The organism is Pseudomonas cremoricolorata DSM 17059 = NBRC 16634 (assembly GCF_000425745.1).
Classification (GTDB): domain Bacteria; phylum Pseudomonadota; class Gammaproteobacteria; order Pseudomonadales; family Pseudomonadaceae; genus Aquipseudomonas; species Aquipseudomonas cremoricolorata.
In genome coordinates this window covers 58911-76309 of record NZ_AUEA01000006.1, presented here as the reverse complement: position 1 = coordinate 76309, position 17399 = coordinate 58911, and the positions used below count along the sequence as shown (strand labels likewise).

Below are 17399 nucleotides of genomic sequence, written 5' to 3'. Positions count from 1 at the left end.
AAGATCGTCGGCTCGACCACGCGCATTTGGAGAGCTGCATGAGCACCCAACCCGTCCGAATCGGCATCATTGGCAGTGGCGCCATTGGTGGTTTCTACGGCCTGATGCTGGCCCGGGCCGGTTTCGATGTGCATTTTTTGCTGCGCAGCGAGTACGCGGCAGTGGCCGAGCGCGGGTTGACCGTCGACAGTCGCGTGCACGGCGTGCTGAGCCTGCCGGTGCAGGCGTATGCCAATGCCGCCGACCTGCCGCCCTGCGATTGGCTGCTGGTGGGCGCCAAGGCCACCAGCAACGCCGAGCTGGCGCCGTTGCTGGTGCAGGCGGCGGCACCCGGGGCAAAGGTGCTGTTGCTGCAGAATGGCCTGGGCATGGAAGATCAACTGCGCCCGGCACTTCGCGACGACATGCACCTGCTCGGCGGGTTGTGTTTCATCTGCGTGCACCGGGAAGGCCCGGGCAACATCCGCCACCAGGCGCTCGGCGCGGTCAACCTGGGTTATCACAGCGGGCCTGCGGCTGACGGCGGCCAGGCCATCGTCGAGGCCGGCGCCGAGTTGTTCCAGCGCGCCGGTATCGACTCGCAGGCCATGCCCGACCTGGCCCTGGCGCGTTGGCAGAAACTGGTGTGGAACGTGCCGTACAACGGTCTTTCGGTGCTGCTCGGGGCCAGCACCAGTGCCTTGATGGGCGACCCTGACAGCCGCGCCTCGATCGAGGCGCTGATGGCTGAAGTGGTCGAGGGCGCCAGAGCCTGTGGCCAGGTGCTGGATGATGGCTATGCGGCGCACCTGCTGCGGGTCACCGAGCAGATGCCCGACTACTGGCCGAGCATGTACCACGACCATGTCCAGCAGCGCCCGCTGGAGTTGCAGGCAATCTACGCAGCGCCCCTGGCCCAGGCGCGGGCAGCCGGATGCGTGCTGCCGCGCATGCAGGCGCTGTATGAAGCCTTGGCCTTCATCGACCGGCGCAACCGCACGCTCGAGTGACGCGGCGTCGTTGCCCGGAGGCGCTGCTAAGCTCAACCTTGCTCTGCCGTCCTGGCAGTCGAGGAGGCCGCATGATTCGTTCTCTGCTGTACGCCAGCGACCTTGGCGTCTACGCGCCGTTCGTCATGCAGCATGCTCTGGCCCTGGCGCGCACCTTCCAGGCCGACCTGTACATCATTCATGCGGTCGAGCCCATGGGCCAGTTCGCCGAGTCACTGCTGCAGAGCTGCCTCGACGAGCAGACCCTCGACCGCCTGCACGGTCAGGGCGTGGACGCCGTGCTGGCGAGCATCGAGCAGCGGGTACTGGGCAATTTGCGCGAAGAGCTGGGTGAGGCGGCTGATCTGGCGGTCATCAAGGCGGTCAGGGTGCGCCAGGGCGATCCGGCGCAGGTGATTCTCGACCAGGTCGAGCGGCTGGGCGCCGATCTGCTGATCTTCGGCAGCCACAGCCAGGGCGCTGGGGTAGACGTGCCGATCGGGCGCACTGCGGTCAGGCTGCTGCAGCTGGCCCAAGTGCCGGTGTACATGGTGCCGCTATCGCAGCACCTGGGTCGTCGGAAAGTGTGAAGCAGCGCTGTTGTAAAATCCCTGCCCATTGAAGAAAAAGTTCTAGATTTATTTCTTTGACCACTAATATAGTTATAAACCGTCGCCGCCTGCTGACCTTTTGCTGATCCGAGGGATATCTATGAAGCTGCAACAACTGCGCTACATCTGGGAGGTAGCGCACCACGACCTCAACGTATCCGCCACGGCGCAGAGCCTGTACACCTCGCAGCCCGGCATCAGCAAACAGATTCGCCTGCTCGAAGATGAACTGGGCGTCGAAGTGTTCGCCCGCAGCGGCAAGCACCTGACCCGCGTCACCCCCGCCGGTGAGCGCATCATCAATACCGCTGGCGAGATCCTGCGCAAGGTCGAGAGCATCAAGCAGATCGCCCAGGAATTCTCCAACGAGAAGAAAGGCACGCTGTCCATCGCTACCACCCACACCCAGGCGCGCTATGCACTGCCGCCGGTGATCAGCAGCTTCATCAAGCAGTACCCGGAAGTGGCCCTGCACATGCATCAGGGCTCGCCGATGCAGATCGCCGAGATGGCCGCTGATGGCACGGTGGATTTCGCTATCGCCACCGAAGCGCTGGAGCTGTTCAACGACCTGATCATGATGCCGTGCTACAAGTGGAACCGCTGCGTCGTGGTGCCCCAGGGTCACCCGCTGGCCAAGTTGCCGAAACTGACCCTCGAAGCGCTGGCCGAATACCCCATCGTCACTTACGTATTCGGCTTCACCGGCCGCTCCAAGCTCGACGAAGCCTTCAGCCAGCGCGGCCTGGTGCCCAAAGTGGTGTTCACCGCAGCCGACGCCGACGTGATCAAGACCTACGTGCGTCTGGGCCTGGGTGTGGGCATCGTCGCCGGCATGGCGGTCGACGCCAAGCTCGATGCCGACCTGATCGCCCTGGATGCCAGCGAGTTGTTCGAACCGAGCATCACCAAGATCGGTTTCCGCCGCGGCACCTTCCTGCGCGGCTTCATGTGCGACTTCATCGAAAAGTTCGCCCCGCACCTGACCCGCGAAGTCATGGCCAAGGCGATTCAGTGCCACAACAAGCAAGAGCTCGAGGCACTGTTCGAAGGGGTCGAATTGCCGGTGCACTAGCCGCCGCGGCGGCTAGTGCCAAGCGATAAGCTACGAGCTGCAAGCTACAAGAAAGAGCAGTCCGCGCCGGTCTGCTCTTTTTCTTTGCCTAAAGCAAAGCGCCAAGCCACAAGAAACAGCCGCCCCACCACGGACCGCTCTTACTTGCCGCTTGCCGCTTAAAGCTAGCCGCTGCCGTCAGGCCTTGCTGATGAGGTTGCCAGCGTGCAGGCCGCATTCTTTCTGCGTCGATTCTTCCCACCACCAGCGACCCTCGCGCTCGTGCTGGCGGGGCAGGACCGGGCGGGTGCAGGGTTCGCAGCCGATGCTGATGAAGCCGCGCTCGTGCAGGCTGTTGTAGGGCAGCTCCATCATGCGTATATAGCCCCAGACTTCCTCGCTGGTCATCTGCGCCAGCGGGTTGAACTTGTACAGCGGGCGCTCGAGGGTGGAGAACGCAGTGTCGATTTCCAGTGCAGCCACCTGGCTACGGGTGCCGGGGCTCTGGTCGCGGCGCTGGCCGGTGGCCCAGGCGCTGACGGTCGCCAGCTTGCGCCGCAGTGGTTCGATCTTGCGCACGCCGCAGCATTCGCCATGGCCATCGCGGTAGAAGCTGAACAAGCCCTTGTCCTTGACGAAGGCATCGAGCTTGTCACGGTCCGGGCTGAGCAGCTCGATGGGCAGGTTGTACTGCTCGCGCACCTGCTCGATGAAGCGATAGGTTTCCGGGTGCAGACGACCGGTGTCGAGGCTGAACACCTTGACCTGCTTGTTGAGCCTCCAGGCCATGTCCACCAGCACCACGTCTTCGGCGCCGCTGAAGGAAATCCACAGGTCATCACCGAAATGCTCGAAGGCGAGCTTGAGGATGTCCTGAGGGGACTTGCTGGCGTAGGTGGCGGCCAGGGCGGCGACGTCGAAGGGTTGGCTCATCAGGCGGTTTCCATCTTGAATATGGCGCTTGGCGCTCGTAGTGAAGCCGATGGTAACAAAAAAGCCGGAACAGACGCAGCGTCACCCCCGGCGCTCACAGTGCCTGCAGCGTCTCCAGCAGAATTCTCACCTTGGCGATCGACTCTTCGTACTCGGCCTGCCATTGCGAGTCGGCCACCACCGCACCGCCGCCCCAGCAACACACCTGACCGTCCTTGATCAGCAGGCTGCGGATGGCGATCGAGCTGTCCATTTCGCCGCGCACATCCACGTACAGCAGCGAGCCGCAGTACAGCGCGCGGCGGGTGGGTTCCAGTTCGTCGATGATCTGCATGGCACGGATCTTCGGCGCCCCGGTGATCGAGCCGCCGGGGAAGCTGCCGGCGATCAGGTCGAAGGCATCGCGGCCAGCGGCCAGGCGGCCGGTGACGCTGCTCACCAGGTGATGCACGTTGGGGTAGCTCTCGAGGCTGAACAGCTCCGGCACCCGCACCGAACCGATCTCGCAGGTGCGCCCAAGGTCGTTGCGCAGCAGGTCGACGATCATCAGGTTTTCCGAGCGATCCTTGCTGCTGCCGAGCAGTTCCTCAGCGTTGGCAGCATCCTGTAAGGCGTCGCTGGCGCGCGGGCGGGTGCCCTTGATCGGCCGGGTTTCCACTCGGCCCTGGCTGACTTGCACGAAGCGCTCGGGCGACAGGCTGAGCAAGGCGCTGCCGTCAGCCAGTTGCATGAAGCCGGAAAACGGCGTCGGGCAGGCCTGGCGCAACGCACGGTAGGCCTGCCACGGGTCGCCCTGGCACGGCGCGCGGAAGCGTTGCGTGAGGTTGATCTGGTAGCAGTCACCTGCGTGGATGTACGTCTGCACGCGGTCGAACGCCTGGCGGTACTGTTCGCTGTCGAGGTCGCCGCGCATCGCCCCACGCAAGCTGAAGCGGGCTTCATGCCGGGGCGCAGGCGCGGTGAGCAGCGCGATCAGGCGTGTACGTTCGTCAGCGTCCAGCTGCGGATGAAATACCAACTGGCTGGTGCGCAAGTGATGGTCGCTGACCAAGGCCCAGGCATACACGCCAAGGCTCGCGTCGGGCAGGTGCAGATCGTCCACGGCGCGCTCCGGCAATTGCTCCAGGCGCCGGCCAAAGTCATAGCTCAGGTAGCCGATCAGTCCGCCGGCGAAGGGCAGCTCGACTGCGTCCGGCAACTCGGCCGGGCCCAGCTGCGCGAGTGCCTCGCGCAGGCGCTGCAGGTACGCCTCGCCGCTCTCCTGCGGGCGAACCTGAAGTGCCTGTACGGGCCAGGCGCTGAGCAGGTCGAAACGCCCGCGCTCGGCGCCTGGGCGCGCGCTGTCGAGCAGTACCGCGCCGGGGGCGTCGCGAAGGTGTGCGAAGTAGCCCGCGGGGTCGGCATGATAGGGCAGGGGGTGAAGCGTGCAAGTCGGCATCAGTGTGGACGGCGATGTCAAAGCGGGGAGGGCGATTGTAGACCTGTGTAGGAAATGCGCCTAGCGCCGGAGCGACGTTTACTCAGCGGGAATCGCCTGGGCTTGGGGTTGCAGGCGTGAGCGACAGGCTGGACGTGCGACCAACCGGAGCGGGCGCCCCGGTTGGTCGCACGCTGCGTGGCTAGTGCCCGAGCACGTGGCCGAACAGGCCCTGGGCGACCTTGACGCGCTGCTCGGCATCTTCCGTGATGCCGTCCTTGGCCAAGGCTTCCAGGTGCGCTTCGATGGCGTGGGTGCGCTGGGTCAGGCCGCAGTCGTTGGCAATCTGGATGTTCAGGCCGGGGCGCGCGTTGAGCTCGAGAATCAACGGGCCCTTGTCCTGGTCCAGCACCATGTCCACACCGATGTAGCCCAGCCCGCACAGCTCGTAGCAGTTGGCCGCAAGCTTCATGAAGCCGTCCCAGTTGGGCAGTTGCACGCCGTCCACCGAGTTGGTGGTGTCGGGGTGCTTGCTGATGATGCGGTTGAGCCAAGTGCCGCGCAGGGTGACGCCGGTGGCCAGGTCGACACCGACGCCGATGGCGCCCTGGTGCAGGTTGGCCTTGCCGCCCGACTGGCGGGTCGGCAGGCGCAGCATGGCCATCACCGGGTAGCCCATCAGCACGATGATGCGAATGTCGGGCACGCCTTCGTAGCTGATGCTCTTGAAGATCTGGTCGGGAGTGACGCGGTACTCGATCAATGCGCGGTCGCGGTGCCCGCCCAGCGAGTACAGCCCGGTGAGGATGCTCGACACCTGGTGCTCGATTTCCTCGTGGCTGATGATCTTGCCCGACACCGTGCGGTAACGGTCTTCGAAGCGGTCGGCGACCACCAGAATGCCGTCACCGCCGGCGCCCTGGGCCGGCTTGATGACGAAGTCGCTGCGCCCGCCGATGATCTGCTCGAGCTTGTCGATTTCCTTCTCGGTCTCGATCACTCCGAACATCTCCGGCACGTGGATGCCGGCGGCCATCGCCCGTTCCTTGGTGATGATCTTGTCATCGACCACCGGATACAGGTTGCGCTTGTTGTACTTGAGCACGTAGTCGGCGTTACGCCGGTTGATGCCCATGATGCCCCGGGCTTCCAGGGCCTTCCAGGTCTTGATCAGTCCGAACATCAGGCATCAGCCTTTTTCAGGAACGCCTTGAAGCGTACGAGCTCGGTCAGGCGGTAGCCGCGGTAGCGACCCATCGCCAGCATGAAGCCCACCAGAACCAGCAGCACCGCCGGGAAGGTGAAGACGAAGTACACCAGTTCCGGAACCATCATCAGCAGGTGCGCCAGGGAAGCGGCGAACAGCGTACCGATGGCGACCTTCATGGCATGGCCACCGCCACGCTCTTCCCAGGTGATCGACAGGCGTTCGATGGTCATGGTCAGAATCACCATCGGGAACAGCGCCACCGACAGGCCACGTTCAAGGCCCAGCTTGTGGCTGAACAGGCTGATGGCGGCGATCAGCACCACGACGAAGGTCAGCACCACCGACAGCCGCGGCAGCATCTGCAACTTGAGGTGTTCGAGGTAGGAGCGTAGCGACAACCCGAGCGCGGTGATCACCGTGAACAGCATGATGCCGAAGCCCAGTTGGGTTTCGCGGAAGGCCAGGGCGATCAGTACCGGGGTGAAGGTACCCAGGGTCTGGATGCCGATCAGGTTGCGCAGCACCAGGATCACCAGCACGCCGATGGGGATCATGACCATGATCATGAAGGTCTGCTGGGTTTGCAGCGGCAGGCTGTACAGCGAGTATTCGAGGAAGTCGGCGTCGGTGTTCTCGTCGGTCAGCTTGGCCAGGCGGATGGCGTTCATCTCGCTGTTGTTCAGGCTGAAGGTGACGTTGGCTTTCTTGCCGCCATCGACGGTGACCAGGTTGTCATCGCCGGTCCACCACAGCAGGCGATCGTTGGGCAGGCCCTGCTCGCCGGTGTCCGGGTTGAAGTACAGCCAGTCGTTGCCATTGAAGCTGCGCAGCCACAGTTCAGGGCTTTGCGGGGTGTCGGCGACCAGGCGGATGGTGTGCACTTTTTCCATCGGCACGTGGGCGATGGACAGCAGCAGGTCGACCACGCGCGCCTTGTTCTGCGCCGAGGTGTCACCGGCCAGCAGCAGCTTGACGTTGTCGTCGTTGAGGTTGTTGACCCGCTTGATGGTCTCGCCGACGAAGGTCTCGACGTCTGCCGAGTGCTGGCGAATCGGCGCCATCAGCGCTTCGGCGGCAACCTTCTCGGGGCCGTCGACGGCCAGGCTGTCACGGAAGGTGGCGCCTTTGATGGCGGCTTTCTCCGTGCTGTAGCGCTTGGTCAGCACAAGGCGGTAGTAGAGAGTCTGGTTGCCGTTGGCGCGGCGCGCCGACCAGGTCACCTTGCGGTTGCCATCGGCGCGGTTGACGCTGACACCGTAGTTGTTGGAAATGAAGCTCTCGTTGAGGCTGACGTAGTCCCGATTCAGCGGCGGCACGAACATCTGCACCTTGACTGGGTCCTTGGAGCTGGCCACGAACTCGACCTTGGCGTCGATGTTCCACAAGTCGTCGGTCTCGTCTTCGGTCACCGGGATGCCGAGGAAGAAGATCTGATAGGCCGTGACCATTACGCCCAGCAGCACCAGAACGGTGATCAGGACTTTCAGGTGAAGGGTAAGAGAACGCATCGGAATTACTCTGCGGTGGGAGCTTTGGAGGCACAGGCAGGTTTGCCGGCCGCGTATTTGAGGCTTGGATCGACCTGTGCGCCAAACTGCTTGAGCGCCTCCGAGCCGATCAGCAGTGGAAACTGGAACGTGCTGCGGTCCGTCAGGTTGACGTCGATGGTGCGTTGGCGCTGCCCCATGCAGATCTGCAGTTCGATCACCGGGCGAGCAGTATAGGCCTTGCCCGACTCGCCGTCGTAGTCGCTGGCGCGGCGCTTGATCTTGCTGACCCGCGCCAGTGGACGCTCGATGGGGTGTTTGTGCGCGGTGTCGATGGCCAGGTAGAAGCGCACCCAGCTCTCGCCGTTACGCTTGAAGCGCTTGATGTCACGGGCGCTCAGCGAAGCGGTCTTGGCGCCGGTGTCGAGCTTGGCCGCCACCTCCAGATCGAGCTCGCCCAGGTGTGCGTATTCGTTGAGGCCGTACACGGCTTTCTCTACGGCCGAGGCGGTAGCCGGCAGCAGGAAGAGGCACAGCAGCGATAAAACAGGTGTGAATTTCATATTCCTGACGCAGTTCAGTGCAAGGTTGGGGCAAGGCGACTGGCAGTGACTGCGCGAGCATCCTCATTCAACTGCCAGGCGCGCGAAACGCTGGCAGGCATAGTGTCCGTGTGCCAGCAACTGGCGCGGCATTCTATCACGCCGAGGTCTTGACGCCAGCGCGCCGCGTTCTGACAGCGAAGCGTCTGGGGAGTTTCTCGTCTGTTATATTGTCGACAATCCGTGTGGTTGAGTTTGACGATTGGTCGATATAGCGCTACTTTTCCGTTCAAAGCGAAAAAGGTGTCGACAATAATGCGGGATACCGTACAGCCCCTGGCCAGCCTCGCCGATGAAGGCGAAACCCTCTCCGAGCACGTGTTCCGGCGCATTCAGGCGGCCATCGTCGAGGGTGAGATCGCCCCGGGCAGCAAGATTTCCGAGCCCGAGCTGGCGCGCACCTACGGCATCAGCCGCGGCCCGCTGCGCGAGGCCATTCACCGTCTGGAAGGCCAGCGCCTGCTGGTGCGCGTGCCCCACGTCGGCGCGCGGGTGGTATCGCTCAGCCACAGCGAGCTGATCGAGCTGTACCAGATTCGCGAATCCCTCGAAGGCATGGCCTGCCGCCTGGCCGCCGAGCGCATGGGCCAGGAACAGATCCGCGAACTGCGCGAGGTGCTCGACACCCATGAGCGCGACGCGGCGTTCCAGGCCGGGGTCGGCTACTACCAGCAAGAGGGTGACTACGATTTCCACTACCGGATCATCCATGGCAGCGGCAACCAGACCCTGGTGAAGATGCTCTGCGGCGAGCTGTACCAGCTGGTGCGCATGTACCGCCTGCAGTTTTCCAGCATGCCCAACCGGCCGCGCCAGGCCTTCACCGAACATCACCGAATTCTCGATGCCATCGAAGCCGGCGACGGTGAGCTGGCCGAACTGTTGATGCGCCGTCACATCGGCGCCTCCCGACGCAATATCGAGCGCCACTACCAGGGCGCCTCCACCCCCAGCCTTCGAGGTGAGTCATGACAGTCAAGAGCACGCCCGGCCAACGTTTTCGCGAGGCGGTCGCCGCCGAGCATCCGCTGCAGGTGGTCGGTGCCATCAATGCCAACCACGCGCTGCTGGCCAAGCGCGCCGGGTTCAAGGCCATTTACCTGTCTGGCGGCGGCGTGGCCGCAGGCTCCCTGGGCTTGCCTGACCTGGGCATCAGCAACCTCGATGACGTGCTGACCGACGTGCGGCGTATCACCGACGTGTGCGACCTGCCGCTGCTGGTCGATGTCGACACCGGCTTCGGCGCTTCGGCCTTCAACGTCGCCCGCACCGTGCGCTCGATGGAAAAGTTCGGCGCGGCGGCCATTCATATCGAAGACCAGGTCGGCGCCAAGCGCTGCGGACACCGGCCGAACAAGGAAATCGTCACCCAGCAGGAGATGGTCGACCGCATCAAGGCGGCGGTCGATGCCCGCCAGGACGACAGCTTTGTGATCATGGCGCGCACCGATGCCCTGGCCGTGGAAGGGCTGGAGGCAGCCCTGGAGCGGGCTGCCGCCTGTGTCGAGGCCGGCGCCGACATGGTCTTCCCCGAGGCCATCACCGAGCTGTCGATGTACAAGACCTTCGCTGAGCGGGTGCGCGCACCGATTCTGGCCAATATCACCGAGTTCGGCGCCACCCCGCTGTACACCACCGCGCAGCTCGCCGAAGTCGACGTGGCGCTGGTGCTGTACCCGCTGTCGGCGTTCCGCGCGATGAACAAGGCGGCCGAGAATGTGTATGCCGCGCTGCGCCGCGACGGTACCCAGCAGCAGGTGATCGACACCATGCAGACGCGCATGGAGCTGTACGACGCCATTGGTTATCACGCCTTCGAGCAGAGCCTCGATGCGTTGTTCGCGCAGAAGAAAGGCTAGAGGCAGGCGGGGCCCGGTTGCCTGGGCCGAACCACCCGGCCGTTCCTACAAGACAATTCCAAGATGAGGAGAAACACCATGGCCGAAGCAAAAGTACTCAGTGGCGCAGGCCTGCGTGGCCAGGTTGCCGGACAGACCGCGTTGTCCACCGTGGGTCAGGCCGGCGCCGGGCTGACCTACCGCGGTTATGACGTACGTGACCTGGCCGCAGGCGCCGAATTCGAAGAAGTCGCCTACCTGCTGCTGTACGGCAAACTGCCCAGCGCCGCCGAGCTTGCCGACTACAAGCACACCCTCAAGGGCCTGCGCAGCCTGCCCCAGGCGCTCAAGGAGGTACTCGAGCGCATCCCTCGTGATGCCCACCCGATGGACGTCATGCGCACTGGCTGCTCGATGCTCGGCACGCTGGAGCCGGAACTGACCTTCGATGCCCAGCACGACCGCACCGACCGCCTGCTGGCGCTGTTCCCGGCCATCGTCTGCTACTGGTATCGCTTCAGCCACCATGGCGTGCGCATCGACTGCGAGAGCGACCAGGACACCCTCGGCGGGCACTTCCTCTACCTGCTGCACGGCAAGACCCCGAGCGCGCTGCACGTGAAGGTGATGAACGTGTCGCTGATTCTCTACGCCGAACATGAATTCAACGCCTCGACCTTCACCGCGCGAGTCTGCGCCTCGACCTTGTCTGACCTGTATTCGTGCATCACTGCCGCCATCGGCGCGCTGCGTGGCCCGCTGCACGGCGGCGCCAACGAGGCGGCGATGGAGCTGATCGAGCGGTTCAGCAGCCCGCAGGAGGCCAGCGCCGAACTGCTGCGCATGCTCGAGCGCAAGGACAAGATCATGGGCTTCGGCCACGCCATCTATAAAGAGAGCGATCCGCGCAACGAAGTGATCAAGGGCTGGGCGCACAAGCTTTCGCAAGAGGCTGGCGACAGTGTGCTGTTCCCGGTCTCCGAGGCTATCGACAAGACCATGTGGGAGCAGAAGAAGCTGTTCCCCAACGCCGACTTCTATCACGCCTCGGCGTACCACTTCATGGGCATCCCGACCAAGCTGTTCACGCCGATCTTCGTCTGCTCGCGCCTCACCGGCTGGGCAGCGCACGTGTTCGAGCAGCGCGCCAACAACCGCATCATCCGACCCAGTGCAGAGTACACCGGCGTCGAGCAGCGCCCGTTCGTGGCCATCGAGCAGCGCTGAACCACAGGCCGGGGGCCGCCCCGGCCGCCTCGGGCCTGGCCCGATTACTGTGATAGAGCCTGATAACGATATGAACACTGCATACCGCAAAGCTTTGCCAGGCACCGCGCTGGACTATTTCGACGCCCGCGCAGCGGTCGAGGCTATTCAGCCTGGCGCCTACGCCCGGCTGCCATACACCTCAAGGGTGCTGGCGGAAAACCTGGTGCGCCGCTGCAACCCTGCGACCCTCGACGCCAGCCTGGGGCAACTGATCGAGCGCAAGCGTGACCTCGATTTCCCCTGGTACCCGGCGCGAGTGGTGTGCCATGACATCCTCGGCCAGACCGCCCTGGTCGATCTGGCCGGCCTGCGCGATGCCATCGCCGACAAGGGCGGCGACCCGGCGCAGGTCAACCCGGTGGTGCCGGTGCAACTGATAGTCGATCACTCGCTGGCGGTGGAATGCGGCGGCTACGACCCGCAGGCCTTCGAGCGCAACCGCGCCATCGAAGACCGGCGCAACGAAGACCGTTTCCATTTCATCAACTGGACCAAGCAAGCGTTCAAGAATGTCGACGTGATTCCGCCGGGCAACGGCATCATGCACCAGATCAACCTCGAGAAAATGTCGCCGGTGATTCACAGCGAGCAGGGCGTGGCCTACCCCGACACTTGCGTCGGCACCGATAGCCACACCCCGCATGTCGATGCCCTGGGGGTGATCGCCATCGGCGTCGGTGGCCTGGAAGCCGAGAACGTCATGCTTGGCCGCGCCTCGTGGATGCGCCTGCCGGAAATCGTCGGCGTCGAGCTGCGCGGGCGTCTGGCGCCGAATGTGACGGCCACCGACCTAGTGCTGGCGCTGACCGAGTACCTGCGTCAGCAGAAAGTGGTTGGCGCGTATCTGGAGTTCTACGGCAGCGGCGCTGCGGCGCTGACCCTGGGCGACCGCGCGACCATCTCCAACATGGCCCCCGAATACGGCGCCACTGCGGCGATGTTCGCCATCGACCAACAGACCCTCGACTATCTGCGCCTGACCGGCCGTGAAGAGCAGCAGGTGCAACTGGTGGAAACCTACGCCAAGGTGGCCGGGCTGTGGGCCGACAGCTTGGTGCAGGCCGACTATGAGCGGGTGCTGAGCTTCGACCTGGGCAGCGTGGTGCGTAACCTCGCCGGGCCCTCCAACCCGCACGCGCGGGTCGCCACCAGTGATCTGGCGACCAAGGGCATCGCCGGCGCCTGGGACGATGTGCCCGGGCAGATGCCCGACGGCGCGGTGATCATCGCCGCCATCACCAGTTGCACCAACACCAGCAACCCGCGCAACGTCATCGCCGCCGGGCTGCTGGCGCGCAATGCCAACCGCCTCGGGCTGAGCCGCAAGCCGTGGGTCAAATCATCGCTGGCGCCGGGTTCGCGGGCGGTACAGCTGTACCTGCAAGAGGCCGGGCTGGAGCAGGAACTCGAGCAATTGGGTTTTGGCATCGTCGCCTTCGCCTGCACCACCTGCAACGGCATGTCGGGTGCGCTGGATGCGCAGATCCAGCAAGAGATCATCGACCGCGACCTGTACGCCACCGCCGTGCTGTCGGGCAACCGCAACTTCGACGGGCGCATCCACCCGTACGCCAAGCAGGCGTTCCTCGCCTCGCCGCCGCTGGTGGTGGCCTACGCGATTGCTGGCACCATCCGTTTCGACATCGAGAAGGATGTGCTTGGCGTGGTCGATGGCCGGGAAATCCGCCTCAAGGACATCTGGCCGAGCGATGCCGAGATCGACGCCATGGTCAAGGCAGCGGTCAGGCCCGAGCAGTTCCGCCAGGTGTACATCCCCATGTTCGCCATCGACAGCCACAGCGGCCCGAGCGTGCCGCCGTTGTACCAGTGGCGGCCAATGAGCACCTACATTCGCCGCCCGCCGTACTGGGAAGGCGCCCTGGCCGGTGAACGCAGCCTGACCGGCATGCGCCCGCTGGCGGTGCTGCCGGACAACATCACCACCGACCACCTGTCGCCGTCCAACGCCATCATGCGTGACAGCGCTGCCGGCGAGTACCTGGCCAAGATGGGCCTGCCGGAAGAGGACTTCAACTCCTACGCCACCCACCGCGGCGACCACCTCACCGCGCAGCGCGCCACCTTCGCCAACCCCAAGCTGTTCAACGAGATGGTCCGCGACGCCGACGGCAAGGTGCGCCAGGGCTCGTTGACCCGCCTGGAGCCGGAAGGCCAGGTGACGCGCATGTGGGAGGCGATCGAAACCTACATGGCGCGCAAGCAGCCGCTGATCATCGTGGCCGGCGGCGACTACGGCCAGGGCTCGTCCCGCGACTGGGCGGCCAAGGGCGTGCGCCTGGCTGGGGTCGAGGCCATCGTCGCCGAGGGCTTCGAGCGCATCCACCGCACCAACCTGGTGGGCATGGGCGTGCTGCCGCTGGAGTTTCACCCCGGCACCGACCGCCGCACGTTGGCCCTCGATGGCAGCGAAACCTATGACGTGGTCGGCCAGCGCACGCCACGCGCGACCCTGACGTTAGTCATCACCCGGCGCGACGGCGAACGCCTGGAGGTGCCGGTGACCTGTCGCCTGGACACCGGTGAAGAAGTGTCGATCTATGAGGCCGGTGGCGTGCTGCAGCGTTTCGCCCAAGACTTCCTCGAAGCCACCGTCTGACTCAACCGAGCCGCGCCAGCCCTCCGCGCTGGCCGGCCAACAGGATGCCCGCATGACCTACCCAGCGCAGATCCGGATTGCCGCCACCTACATGCGTGGCGGCACCAGCAAGGGCGTGTTCTTTCGCCTCGACCAACTGCCCGAGCCCGCCCAGGTGCCCGGGCCTGCCCGTGACGCCCTGCTGCTTCGGGTGATCGGCAGCCCCGACCCCTACGGCAAGCAGATCGACGGCATGGGCGGCGCCACTTCCAGCACCAGCAAGGCGGTGATCGTCGCTGCCAGCCAGCGCGCCGAACACGACGTCGACTACCTGTTCGGCCAGGTCTCGATCGATCAGCCCTTCGTCGACTGGAGCGGCAATTGCGGCAACCTCACCGCCGCCGTCGGGGCGTTTGCCATCAGCAGCGGGTTGATCGACCCGGCGCGCATTCCCCAGGACGGCGTGGCGACGGTGCGTATCTGGCAGGCCAACATCGGCAAGAGCATCACCGCCCAGGTGCCGATCAGCGCAGGCCAGGTGCAGGAAACCGGTGACTTCGAACTCGATGGCGTGACCTTTCCCGCAGCCGAGGTGCAACTGGCCTTCGTCGATCCGGCCGCCGACGAAGACGGCGAGGGCGGGGCGCTATTCCCCACCGGCAAACTGGTCGATGAGCTGACGGTGCCGGGCATCGGCACGCTCAAGGCAACGCTGATCAACGCCGGCATTCCGACCATCTTCGTCAACGCCGCTGATCTGGGTTACCGCGGCTGTGAGTTGCAGGAGGCGATCAACGCCGACCCCGCTGCGCTGGCGCGCCTCGAGACCCTGCGTGCCCACGGCGCCCTGCGCATGGGCCTGATCGCCCGCCTGGAGGACGCCGCGGCCCGGCAGCACACGCCGAAAGTGGCCTTCGTCGCGCCGCCCATGGACTACACCGCCTCCAGTGGCAAGCCGGTCGCCGCCGATCAGGTCGACCTGCTGGTGCGGGCGATGTCCATGGGCAAGTTGCACCACGCGATGATGGGCACCGCAGCCGTGGCCATCGGCACCGCTGCGGCGATCCCCGGCACCCTGGTCAACCTCGCCGCCGGCGGCGGCACGCGCCAGTCGGTGCGCTTCGGCCACCCCTCCGGCACCTTGCGCGTTGGCGCCGAGGCGCGTCAGGTGGACGGCCAGTGGCAGGTCACCCAAGTGCTGATGAGTCGCAGTGCGCGGGTGTTGATGGAAGGTTGGGTGCGGGTGCCGGGGGACGCGTTCTGAGGAGCTTGCGCAGTTGCCCCTGCGACAGCGTTTGCCTTAGCCGTCCTGCACCGCCGGCAGGTCAAGGGTCACCCGGGTCCAGCCCGCCTGGCTGTCGATGCCGATCTGCCCGCCGTGGGCCTGGACGATCGAGCGGGTGATGGCCAGGCCCAGTCCGGCGTGTTCGCGGCCACCGTCGCGGCGGGCGGGGTCGGCGCGGTAGAAGCGGTCGAACAGCCGCGGCAGAGCGTCCGGGTCGATGGCAGGGCCGGTGTTGGCCACGCACAGGCGCGCGCCGGGCTGCAAGGTGACGCGAATCTCGCCGCCTGCGGGGGTGAAGCGCAAGGCATTGTCGAGCAGGTTCGACAGTGCCCGACGCAGCATGTGCCGATCACCGTTCAGCGCCGCCGTGCCGTCGCGCTGCAAGCGTATGTCAGCCTCTTCGGCCAGCGCCGCGTAGTACTCCAGCAACGCGTCGACTTCATCTTCGAGCTGTAGAGGCTGCTGGCCCGGTACCAGCAGGCCGTGATCGGCCTTGGCCAGAAACAGCATGTCGTTGACCATCTGCGCCATGCGCTGCAGCTCTTCGAGGTTGCCATGCAGCGCCTCGCGGTACTGCTCGAGGCTGCGCGGGCGGGTCAGGGTTACCTGGGTGTGGGTCAACAGGTTGGACAGCGGCGTGCGCAGTTCATGGGCGATGTCGGCGGAGAATGCCGACAGCCGCTGAAAGGCATCGTCCAGGCGTTGCAGCATGGCGTTGACCGCAGCGGCCAGCTCGGCCAGTTCATCGGGCAGTTGGCCGACTGGCAGGCGCGTAGTCAGTGAGCGCGCCGACACGCTGGCGGCGACCTTGCCCATCTGCCGCAATGGCCGTAGCCCGCGGCGCACCGCCCAGGCCCCGAGCAGTGCCGTGGCCAGGGCCGACAGGCCGACCGTCGACCAGATCAACTGCTGCATGCGTTGCAGAAAGTGCTGGTGGTGGGTGATGTCGAGGAACAACGTCATCCGCGCAGCGCCCGGGCCATCGCTGCGCAGGGCAATGCCCAGGCTGCGAAAGTCGGTGCCGTTGGCATGCAAGGTGGCAAGCCCGGTAGCCGCTGGCTCGCTCGGCAGCCCGCTGCGGCTGGCGAACCAGGTTTGCCCGTCGCCGCCGCTGATGCGCAGGGCCAGGTCCGACTGGTGGCTGAGCTGGCTGCGCAGCTGGGGCAGGTGGGCGGTCAGCTGGTCGGCGCTGGACAACGGCCCAAGCTGGCTACGCATTTGCGTCAGGCGGGCGCTGAGCAGTTGCTGGTCGAGTTCGATGAAGTGCCGCGCGCTGGCCTGGCTGAACAGCAGCCCGGCGCCCAGCGACACCGCTGCGGTACAGGCAGCGAACAACAGCGCAAGGCGGGTTCCCAGTGACAGGCGCATCAGTCGTGGCGCACTTCGAGCACGTAACCCATGCCGCGCACGGTATGGATCAGCTTGTGTGGATGGGCGTCATCGACCTTCAGGCGCAAGCGGCGGATGGCGACTTCGATGACGTTGGTGTCGCTGTCGAAATTCATGTCCCACACCTGCGAGGCGATCAGCGACTTGGGCAGTACCTCGCCCTGGCGGCGCAGCAGCAGTTCGAGCAGGGCGAATTCCTTGGCGGTGAGGTCCAGGCGCTGGCCGGCGCGCTCGACCCGGCGACGGATCAGGTCGAGCTTGAGGTCGGCCAGGCTCAGGCAGGTGTCCTGGCTCGGGCTGGCACCGCGGCGCAGCAGGCTGCGCACCCGCGCCAGCAGTTCCGAGAACGCGAAGGGCTTGACCAGATAATCGTCGGCGCCCAGCTCGAGGCCATGCACGCGGTCCTGCACGGCGTCGCGGGCGGTGAGAAACAGCACCGGCGTGTCCAGCCCGGCCTGGCGCACGCTCTGCAGAATCTGCCAGCCATCGCGGCCGGGCAGCATCACATCGAGCAGCAGCAGGTCGTAGTCGCCGGTCAGGGCCAGGTGCTGGCCGCTGTCGCCGTCGCTGGCAAGCTCGGTGGCGAAACCGGCCTCACGCAGCCCCTGGCACAGGTACTGGCCGGTCTTGGCCTGGTCTTCGACGATCAGCAGTTTCATGGCGCGGCCTTGAGGAACGAGAGCGCAAGGATACGCCAGCGCGGCCGGCAGCGGCCAAGCTGACAGTTTTGTAATCTGCCG

At 65.3% G+C, this 17399-nt stretch carries 15 protein-coding genes; 8 read left to right on the top strand and 7 right to left on the bottom strand.

Annotated elements, in window-relative coordinates; translation table 11 throughout:
* Positions 1 to 38 precede the first annotated feature (38 nt).
* The 3 genes from H618_RS0107025 to cysB all read left to right on the top strand — a co-directional run bounded on the left by H618_RS0107025 (position 39) and on the right by cysB (position 2654).
* The gene (locus H618_RS0107025; RefSeq protein WP_028694398.1) at positions 39 to 989 is read left to right on the top strand and encodes a putative 2-dehydropantoate 2-reductase; all 951 of its coding nucleotides are present in this window, start codon (positions 39 to 41) and stop codon (positions 987 to 989) included.
* A 71-nt stretch (positions 990 to 1060) separates the two neighbouring features.
* Entirely contained in the window at positions 1061 to 1558 is a 498-nt protein-coding gene (locus tag H618_RS0107020) for a universal stress protein (protein WP_028694397.1), read from the top strand.
* 121 nt (positions 1559 to 1679) lie between these two features.
* Entirely contained in the window at positions 1680 to 2654 is a 975-nt protein-coding gene (gene cysB / locus H618_RS0107015; RefSeq protein WP_028694396.1) for an HTH-type transcriptional regulator CysB, read from the top strand.
* Positions 2655 to 2831: 177 nt separating this feature from the next.
* Here cysB and H618_RS0107010 read toward each other — a convergent pair whose 3' ends face one another.
* From H618_RS0107010 to rloA, 5 genes are all read right to left on the bottom strand, one after another.
* Positions 2832 to 3566, bottom strand: coding sequence for a phosphoadenylyl-sulfate reductase (locus H618_RS0107010; protein WP_028694395.1), 735 nt, complete (start codon positions 3564 to 3566; stop codon positions 2832 to 2834).
* Positions 3567 to 3660: 94 nt separating this feature from the next.
* The gene (gene pabB, locus H618_RS0107005; RefSeq protein ID WP_028694394.1) at positions 3661 to 5004 is read right to left on the bottom strand and encodes an aminodeoxychorismate synthase component I; all 1344 of its coding nucleotides are present in this window, start codon (positions 5002 to 5004) and stop codon (positions 3661 to 3663) included.
* A gap of 181 nt (positions 5005 to 5185) precedes the next feature.
* Entirely contained in the window at positions 5186 to 6166 is a 981-nt protein-coding gene (locus H618_RS0107000) for an alpha-L-glutamate ligase-like protein (RefSeq protein ID WP_028694393.1), read from the bottom strand.
* Positions 6166 to 7701 (bottom strand): osmotic stress tolerance membrane protein RloB, encoded by a 1536-nt coding sequence (rloB, locus tag H618_RS0106995; RefSeq protein ID WP_028694392.1) that lies wholly within the window; start codon positions 7699 to 7701, stop codon positions 6166 to 6168. Before rloB ends, H618_RS0107000 begins: the two co-directional genes overlap by 1 nt.
* Before the next feature lie 5 nt (positions 7702 to 7706).
* Positions 7707 to 8243: a retropepsin-like aspartic peptidase RloA gene (rloA, locus tag H618_RS0106990; protein WP_028694391.1), complete on the bottom strand. Its 537-nt coding sequence runs from the start codon at positions 8241 to 8243 to the stop codon at positions 7707 to 7709.
* Between the two features lie 294 nt (positions 8244 to 8537).
* On the opposite strand from rloA, the gene H618_RS0106985 reads away from it, so the two are divergent.
* From H618_RS0106985 to prpF, 5 genes are all read left to right on the top strand, one after another.
* Entirely contained in the window at positions 8538 to 9254 is a 717-nt protein-coding gene (locus H618_RS0106985) for a GntR family transcriptional regulator (RefSeq protein WP_028694390.1), read from the top strand.
* Complete coding sequence (prpB, locus tag H618_RS0106980; RefSeq protein ID WP_028694389.1) at positions 9251 to 10141, top strand: methylisocitrate lyase; 891 nt, start codon at positions 9251 to 9253, stop codon at positions 10139 to 10141. Before H618_RS0106985 ends, prpB begins: the two co-directional genes overlap by 4 nt.
* Positions 10142 to 10219: 78 nt before the next feature.
* The gene (prpC, locus tag H618_RS0106975; RefSeq protein ID WP_028694388.1) at positions 10220 to 11347 is read left to right on the top strand and encodes a bifunctional 2-methylcitrate synthase/citrate synthase; all 1128 of its coding nucleotides are present in this window, start codon (positions 10220 to 10222) and stop codon (positions 11345 to 11347) included.
* Positions 11348 to 11417: 70 nt separating this feature from the next.
* On the top strand, positions 11418 to 14006 hold the full coding sequence (gene acnD, locus H618_RS0106970; RefSeq protein ID WP_028694387.1) for a Fe/S-dependent 2-methylisocitrate dehydratase AcnD: 2589 nt from the start codon (positions 11418 to 11420) through the stop codon (positions 14004 to 14006).
* A gap of 52 nt (positions 14007 to 14058) precedes the next feature.
* Positions 14059 to 15249: a 2-methylaconitate cis-trans isomerase PrpF gene (prpF, locus tag H618_RS0106965; protein WP_028694386.1), complete on the top strand. Its 1191-nt coding sequence runs from the start codon at positions 14059 to 14061 to the stop codon at positions 15247 to 15249.
* Positions 15250 to 15285: 36 nt separating this feature from the next.
* Here prpF and H618_RS0106960 read toward each other — a convergent pair whose 3' ends face one another.
* Positions 15286 to 16638, bottom strand: a complete 1353-nt coding sequence (locus H618_RS0106960) for a heavy metal sensor histidine kinase (protein ID WP_033727556.1) — start codon at positions 16636 to 16638, stop codon at positions 15286 to 15288.
* Complete coding sequence (locus H618_RS0106955) at positions 16638 to 17318, bottom strand: heavy metal response regulator transcription factor (RefSeq protein ID WP_028694384.1); 681 nt, start codon at positions 17316 to 17318, stop codon at positions 16638 to 16640. The genes H618_RS0106960 and H618_RS0106955 overlap by 1 nt, the downstream gene beginning before the upstream one ends.
* Positions 17319 to 17399 lie beyond the last annotated feature (81 nt).

Excerpts from the sequence above, each read along its gene's own strand:
- H618_RS0107025 (WP_028694398.1), top strand. The coding sequence starts at position 39 with ATGAGCACCCAACCCGTCCGAATCGGCATCATTGGCAGTGGCGCCATT.
- H618_RS0107020 (WP_028694397.1), top strand. The coding sequence starts at position 1,061 with ATGATTCGTTCTCTGCTGTACGCCAGCGACCTTGGCGTCTACGCGCCG.
- cysB (WP_028694396.1), top strand. The coding sequence starts at position 1,680 with ATGAAGCTGCAACAACTGCGCTACATCTGGGAGGTAGCGCACCACGAC.
- H618_RS0107010 (WP_028694395.1), bottom strand. The coding sequence starts at position 3,566 with ATGAGCCAACCCTTCGACGTCGCCGCCCTGGCCGCCACCTACGCCAGC.
- pabB (WP_028694394.1), bottom strand. The coding sequence starts at position 5,004 with ATGCCGACTTGCACGCTTCACCCCCTGCCCTATCATGCCGACCCCGCG.
- H618_RS0107000 (WP_028694393.1), bottom strand. The coding sequence starts at position 6,166 with ATGTTCGGACTGATCAAGACCTGGAAGGCCCTGGAAGCCCGGGGCATC.
- rloB (WP_028694392.1), bottom strand. The coding sequence starts at position 7,701 with ATGCGTTCTCTTACCCTTCACCTGAAAGTCCTGATCACCGTTCTGGTG.
- rloA (WP_028694391.1), bottom strand. The coding sequence starts at position 8,243 with ATGAAATTCACACCTGTTTTATCGCTGCTGTGCCTCTTCCTGCTGCCG.
- H618_RS0106985 (WP_028694390.1), top strand. The coding sequence starts at position 8,538 with ATGCGGGATACCGTACAGCCCCTGGCCAGCCTCGCCGATGAAGGCGAA.
- prpB (WP_028694389.1), top strand. The coding sequence starts at position 9,251 with ATGACAGTCAAGAGCACGCCCGGCCAACGTTTTCGCGAGGCGGTCGCC.
- prpC (WP_028694388.1), top strand. The coding sequence starts at position 10,220 with ATGGCCGAAGCAAAAGTACTCAGTGGCGCAGGCCTGCGTGGCCAGGTT.
- acnD (WP_028694387.1), top strand. The coding sequence starts at position 11,418 with ATGAACACTGCATACCGCAAAGCTTTGCCAGGCACCGCGCTGGACTAT.
- prpF (WP_028694386.1), top strand. The coding sequence starts at position 14,059 with ATGACCTACCCAGCGCAGATCCGGATTGCCGCCACCTACATGCGTGGC.
- H618_RS0106960 (WP_033727556.1), bottom strand. The coding sequence starts at position 16,638 with ATGCGCCTGTCACTGGGAACCCGCCTTGCGCTGTTGTTCGCTGCCTGT.
- H618_RS0106955 (WP_028694384.1), bottom strand. The coding sequence starts at position 17,318 with ATGAAACTGCTGATCGTCGAAGACCAGGCCAAGACCGGCCAGTACCTG.